Source organism: Embleya sp. NPDC025285, assembly GCF_055558835.1.
Genome location: NZ_JBVHLU010000292.1, coordinates 1 through 1,487, shown reverse-complemented (window position 1 = coordinate 1,487; position 1,487 = coordinate 1). Strand labels below are relative to the sequence as shown.

Below are 1,487 nucleotides of genomic sequence, written 5' to 3'. Positions count from 1 at the left end.
TGTCGGCAACGGTTGAATTGAGGTTCTGGATCAATTTCCGTGCCAGAGCCACGGAGGGTCACCGGAGCCGCGATCATGAACGGTCGTGGCTGACGATCCCCTGCAAGACCTCTGGGTCCACCAGACCGCCGACGTCGCGGTCAACACCTTGACCATCCGCGCCGACCGCGTGACCGTCCACGCCGCCACGACCAACGACGAGGCGGGATGCCCGTCGTGCGGAACTGTCTCGACCCGGGTGCACAGCAGCTACGTACGGCGGTTGGACGACCGCGCGGCGGGCGGGCGCCGGGTGGTGGTCGAGTTACGGGTCCGCAGGTTCCGCTGCCGTGAACGAGCGTGCCCCCGGGCCACATTCGTCGAGCAGGCAGCGGGGCTGACCTTCCGTCACGGACGGCGGAGCCAGGGCCTACAGACCGCGCTCCAACAGCTCGCCCTGGCCCTGGCCGGGCGAGCCGGCTCCCGCCTGGCGGAAACCTTCGCGGTCCCGGTGAGCCGTTCCACGCTCCTGCGGCTGATACGAGCCCTGCCGGATCCGGCGCACGCGGTGCCGCGTGTTCTGGGCGTCGACGAGTTCGCCCTGCGCAAGGGCCACGTCTACGCCACGATCCTGGTCGACATCGAGACCCGCCGCGCAGTCGATCTGCTGCCCGACCGCAAGGTCGAGACCGTCCGCTCCTGGCTCGCCGACCACCCGGGTGTGGAGGTCGTCTGCCGCGACCGGTCGGCCTCCTACGCCGAAGCCGTCCGGCTCGGCGCCCCGGACGCGATCCACGTCGCCGACCGCTTCCACTTGTGGCAGAACCTCGCCGACGCGGTGGAGAAGACCGTCCTCCAGCACCGGACCCTGCTACCTGAGCCCGCCCCTGCGGCCGAGTCGGTTCCGGCTGTCGTCCTGGCGTCCGTCAACTCCGAGCCCCGCCGGACCGGCCGGCTGTCCGACCGGGTCCGCGAACAGCACGCCGCCGTCCACGCGCTCATGGACGACGGGTTCAGCCTGCGCGCCGTCGCTCGCAGACTGGACCTGGCTCGCGGCACAGTCCGCCGACTGGCCCGCGCGAAGGACCCCGATGAACTGCTCGTCGGCCGCTGGACAGGACGCACCAGCATCCTCGACCCCTACAAGCCCTACCTCGACCAGCGGTTCGCCGAGGGCCACACGATCGCCCGGCGTCTCTTCCAGGAGATCCGGCAGCGTGGCTTTCCAGGGCAGGAGCAGATCGTCCGCGAGTATGTCCGCCGACTCCGCGCGTCGTTTCCCAATCAGGACCCGCCCCGACGCAAGCCCTCTGTCAGGGACGTGACCGGCTGGATCACCCGCCGGCCCGACCGCCTGCGCGATGAAGAGGCCCAGCAGCTCAAGGAGATCCTGGCCCGCGTCCCGGCACTCGCCACCGCCGCCGGGCACGTCAGGGCCTTCGCCGAGCTGATGAACGACCGCCGCGGACGAGAACTCAAGGACTGGATCACACGCGTCCGGCAGGACC

1 protein-coding gene is annotated in these 1,487 nt (G+C 70.5%); it reads left to right on the top strand.

Annotated elements, in window-relative coordinates; all coding sequences use genetic code 11:
* Positions 1-85 precede the first annotated feature (85 nt).
* The coding region (locus ACZ4FV_RS52305) for an ISL3 family transposase (RefSeq protein WP_465328528.1) at positions 86-1,487 on the top strand (1,402 nt) is incomplete at its 3' end.